This is a genomic window from Nostoc sp. (genome assembly GCF_041747015.1).
In the GTDB taxonomy this organism is placed as follows: Bacteria; Cyanobacteriota; Cyanobacteriia; order Cyanobacteriales; family Nostocaceae; genus Nostoc.
In genome coordinates, this window is the sequence record NZ_JBGTFY010000307.1 from 1 (window position 1) to 4,285 (window position 4,285).

Consider the following 4,285-nt stretch of genomic DNA (forward strand, 5'->3'; position numbering starts at 1 on the left):
GACATCGAAATAATTCCCATCCAAAAAATTAACGAAGCCTATGAGCGTATGCTTAAAAATGATGTGAAGTATCGTTTTGTGATCGATATGGCATCACTAAAGCAAGAAAGTTAATTATTAGCTAATCACAATTTGATCAAACAGTAGCAGAGGATCTGAGGGTATTGTCGACTTAATGGGGGTATGAGTATCATCAGAACAGAAAACCGGGTTAAGCTTAAAAGCCTTATTAGGTAAGGATTCTCCCGACAACGAAGGTCATTGACTTCTAGCGCTCATTGAGTCACTACTTAACGAGAAAGTAAGGGTTTCCGCTTCTAAAAATGCTTGTCTTACTCATATAAATCTCTTAACCCCGTTTTCTGCGCGAATGCTACTCATACCCCAGAATAGGGTAGCTAATTTAGAGGAGAAGTTAGCGGGGGGCGATTAGCGGGGTAGTACGGCTGTACTTCACGGGGCTTTTGATGTGGGGTATCCGCTCCCATCCCAACGAACGGAGTTTTCCGCTTTCTTCCCAAATTCGGATCGCTTCGTGGCTGACATTAAATAGTTTGCCCAGTTCTTTGCGGCTTTGCGTTTCCTCGCCACTGCCTAACGCGGCGGGAACCTCTTTGACTTCGCCCGGTGTGATTGTTTGGCGCGGCGGCTTTTGCCTGAGAGTTTTGTCCTTGACTCTCAGGCGCTCAATTCCCCCAATAACGGGGCTATCTCCTTCTGTATAACAGTTGCTATACGCAGTTCTATACATTGATTTAACTGAGTAACCTGTTCTCTAAGAGGTGCTATACGTGATTCTATACGTTTCTCTATACGAGAGTCATCAATAGCGTAATCTGACGATGGCAGCCCCAAACCAGCCTCTAATAAGCGGATTGCTAACTCAGTTGAAGTTATACCCTCTGATTCAGCCTGGTCTTTGAGGGCGGCGATTAGAGTATCTGGCAGACGGAAATTAATTTGACTCTTATTCATTGCTATACAAATAATATACAAGTCCATATACAGTATAGCATTTTGTATAGCAAATTGTATACAGCCTTGCTAAGACTAACTATCGTCCATAATGCTTACAGGGTTATATACATCAACTATATACATTTGCTATACATCCAGTCGTTTGTATAGAAGTAAATGTTATACGCTCGATATACGCTTCTAAAGTGCAATCGCATCGCTCTAAAATGTTGCAGTGCGAGGGACAAAAAAAACCTCAAGCTATTAACAACTTGAGGGTAGTTTCCATCAAAGGTTTGTCTCCACCGCAGTGATGGTTTACAAGGGTTCATAATAATTGGCGATCACATAAAAGGAAACCCCGACCAAATTAGCTGAGGTAAATCTATCGGTAGCAAGATTTAGGCTAATCAGTTTTGTTCTGGCAACCAATCAATATCTAATGCTTGATCTGGTGTAAAGGGCGATTCAAGTGGAAAAGTTTTAATTGGTAACTCAGTTTCGATCGCTGCTCTAATTCTTGCTTTCCCATAGCTTTTTTCCCAAACTTCATCAATATAGTTTTTTAGGCTGGGACTGTCCTCAAGAATCAACTCGATGCGATCGCGATGCTCTGCTATTGAACTTAACCAACTTGTGCTACGTTTTTGGGGCTGGTATTTGTATTTAAGCAAGTGCATCAAAACATTAGTTAAATCAGACGTGAGCGCGCGTCTCTGGCTTTTCCCCAAGTCTTCAACTTCCTCAATCAAATCTAGTAAGTCTAATTGGTCAAAGCGTTCTTCTCTCAGTAGAGAAACTGTTTTATCTACCCACAGATTGAAGTCGGTGTCATAGTCAGATTTCTTTACGGGGCCGCTAGAGCTTATGAATTGCATCATAAATTTATCCTTCGAGCGTAAGATGGTTGACTCTGGCATTTAAGCAGACAAGTTTTGCTGTTCGCGCTCTAACTTCTCTGCGATCGCTTCGCGTAGCCAGTCTGCAACTTTGCCATTAGCCATCTGCTCTACCTTTGCTCTCAGGCTAGGCGGCACGCGAACCGTAAGCTTGCTAAGTGATGGCTCTGCCTCAGTCGCAAACCTACCATTTACTCTTTTTTGTTCTTCGTAGTGACTCATTTTTTAATGATAGCTCAAGCCGACACGGTAAGCCACATTCAAGCATTTTGAACAAAACCCTTGCAGATTACGTGTCGGCACGTTATAATGATTATAAGGCAAAGGGAAAGAGCAGCCCGCACCTGAAACGCAAAAAAGAGGCTCACATAATTTAAAGAGCGATCGCCCCTGTCTGGAAAACAAAGCGATCGCCTACCCCATACACTAGGATTTAACCAATGTTTGCACAGTTTATCGATTTTGATCAAGAGCAGCGCCTAAAACAAGATGAAGCTGTTGAGGAAATATACCTTTCTGGCATCACTGATGCGGCGGACGGTCGGCTTCCTGTAATGGCTGAAATCATCTATTTACAGGGCTATTGCGCTGGTATGAAGCAGGTAAAGATGATTGATTCATCAATAACTGCACCCCAAGGGAAACAAACAGAATTACCTCTAGTTTGCGGTCAATGCCAACACTTAAACAGTGGCAAGTGTGGGATTAAAGGAATTACTAGAAATGGCAATCAATACGCTTGTCCTAGCATTTCTGTTGATTGTCCGTTTTAGGAGATAAAAGCGCTGTGGGTGAGTTCATTACTCACCCTTAACCAAAGTAGTAATAAAAAAGAAGTACAGAATGACAAAAGTTAGATCGGGTAATTGCGTCCAAGTCAGGAGTAACTATGAATGAGGCAAATAGCCAACGAACCGAACCATTAAGCTTAGAGACTGCCATTGGGATAATCCGATGTCTACCTGATTACCTCATGGAGTCCAGGCATGGCATTATTTTGGATTTCTCGTGTCAGGGCAACGATGGGCGAATACTTAAAGCAGCTAGGGAGCAATACAGAAACCAATCTCACTGGCTTGAATACTACTTACTAAACAGGACAGACCTTTTACCAGAGCTAACTTCTACTTGGAAAGTTAACTACAAACCAATAGCCGAGCGGTTTTTGGCTGTACTTAGACTCGCTCAGGAGGTATGGCCGCGCTCGGCATCTGCACAAAGTCAAAAAGATAAATTACCTAGCCCCTTGGACTGGTCGTTGATATTTGAGATGGACAATTGTGAATTGTTTCTGAGAAATAGCGGTTTTACAGGTCTTGCTATTCCTGTGGGCAGTCGGAAGGTGTACGAACGCACGCTCCAAACTTGCGCTCAGGTAGCCGATCCAAGAAAGCTTGAGTTTTACCCGCGTAACGATATGTCAGCATTGGAGTTTTTGGAATCGGAAGCGGCGCTTATAGCTAGAGATTATGTTAACTTTCGCAATACCTATTACAGCGATTACCTACGAGCCGCAAAGCGGATTGCCCGCGACCTGCTCAATTCCCCACTAAAGGGAATCTTCCTACTACCAGATGGCAGTATTCAGAAGATGGAGCGCGGTCAAGGTAAGAAGCCTAACAAACGTAAAAGCTTCAGTCAATTGTAAAGATTGACCGGATAAATGCACAACGCTTGGCTTAGGTGTTTAGTTCCTCTATGTTGAGAAGTGTACCGAGATCGAATCGGCAAGTATGCAAAACTTTCTAACCCAAATCCAAGCACTGGACAGCAGCACCCTACAGCCAACACGAACCCAACTCGAACCGCGACGGGTACGAAGGCAGAAAGCCAAGGATGCTGCCCACACTAAGAAAAATTATCCAAATAAAAACTCGGCTGCTCCTGTTTAGAACTGAATGAAAGACTGTTTCACCTCACCTAACCTACCACTGCTGTAGTTTTGTTACGCGCGCAACACATCTAATCCAATCCTATCCAAGCTCAACCAAGCTAAATCAAAAAAATCTTAATCTAAGCGTAACAGATACAACAGGGGTAGCGTGTGTAACAGGCGAAACAGTTTTTTACTAAGGGAAAAATAGAGAGTCGCTGGGATCTATAAAAGGAGATCCTAAAATGATAAACCCCTCGAAAGACACTCGAAGGGCAGAGGCGCGGAACACCAAAAATCTCAATTCAAGCTTACCGCAATCCTCTGTTTCTGTACAATATCCTGTACTACCAGAACATCTAGACAAGTTAATCGATCAGCCTTGGAATGCCGAAGCGAGCCGACAGATTGATTTGTGGCTGTGGTATGTCCAGCAAGAATTTGAGACGGCTGGAGGTGCAGCATGATTCCTCCAGAAATGGCAAGGCAGCTAGAAATCCTCGGCTACACCGACAAAAGCAAAGTTCGGGTGCGGTGCTTTGTTGCTAAAGGAATG

Annotated in this window: 8 protein-coding genes; 4 read left to right on the plus strand and 4 right to left on the minus strand. The window is 43.5% G+C overall.

Annotated features, from left to right (window positions below):
- Nucleotides 1–415 precede the first annotated feature (415 nt).
- The 4 genes from ACEW80_RS24620 to ACEW80_RS24635 form a co-directional block, all read right to left on the minus strand.
- Entirely contained in the window at nucleotides 416–751 is a 336-nt protein-coding gene (locus tag ACEW80_RS24620; RefSeq protein WP_373529110.1) for a hypothetical protein, read from the minus strand.
- Nucleotides 679–975, minus strand: a complete 297-nt coding sequence (locus ACEW80_RS24625) for a hypothetical protein (RefSeq protein ID WP_373529111.1) — start codon at nucleotides 973–975, stop codon at nucleotides 679–681. The genes ACEW80_RS24620 and ACEW80_RS24625 overlap by 73 nt, the downstream gene beginning before the upstream one ends.
- Before the next feature lie 392 nt (nucleotides 976–1,367).
- Entirely contained in the window at nucleotides 1,368–1,838 is a 471-nt protein-coding gene (locus ACEW80_RS24630; RefSeq protein WP_373529112.1) for a DUF29 domain-containing protein, read from the minus strand.
- Between the two features lie 39 nt (nucleotides 1,839–1,877).
- Nucleotides 1,878–2,078 (minus strand): hypothetical protein, encoded by a 201-nt coding sequence (locus tag ACEW80_RS24635; RefSeq protein ID WP_373529113.1) that lies wholly within the window; start codon nucleotides 2,076–2,078, stop codon nucleotides 1,878–1,880.
- 218 nt (nucleotides 2,079–2,296) lie between these two features.
- Here ACEW80_RS24635 and ACEW80_RS24640 point away from each other — a divergent pair, with 218 nt between their 5' ends.
- The 4 genes from ACEW80_RS24640 (at nucleotide 2,297) to ACEW80_RS24655 (ending at nucleotide 4,196) form a co-directional block, all read left to right on the plus strand.
- Nucleotides 2,297–2,629, plus strand: coding sequence for a hypothetical protein (locus ACEW80_RS24640; protein ID WP_373529114.1), 333 nt, complete (start codon nucleotides 2,297–2,299; stop codon nucleotides 2,627–2,629).
- A 116-nt stretch (nucleotides 2,630–2,745) separates the two neighbouring features.
- Nucleotides 2,746–3,504 (plus strand): hypothetical protein, encoded by a 759-nt coding sequence (locus ACEW80_RS24645; RefSeq protein ID WP_373529115.1) that lies wholly within the window; start codon nucleotides 2,746–2,748, stop codon nucleotides 3,502–3,504.
- Between the two features lie 85 nt (nucleotides 3,505–3,589).
- Nucleotides 3,590–3,748, plus strand: coding sequence for a hypothetical protein (locus ACEW80_RS24650; RefSeq protein ID WP_373529116.1), 159 nt, complete (start codon nucleotides 3,590–3,592; stop codon nucleotides 3,746–3,748).
- A 226-nt stretch (nucleotides 3,749–3,974) separates the two neighbouring features.
- Nucleotides 3,975–4,196 (plus strand): hypothetical protein, encoded by a 222-nt coding sequence (locus ACEW80_RS24655; RefSeq protein WP_373529117.1) that lies wholly within the window; start codon nucleotides 3,975–3,977, stop codon nucleotides 4,194–4,196.
- Nucleotides 4,197–4,285 lie beyond the last annotated feature (89 nt).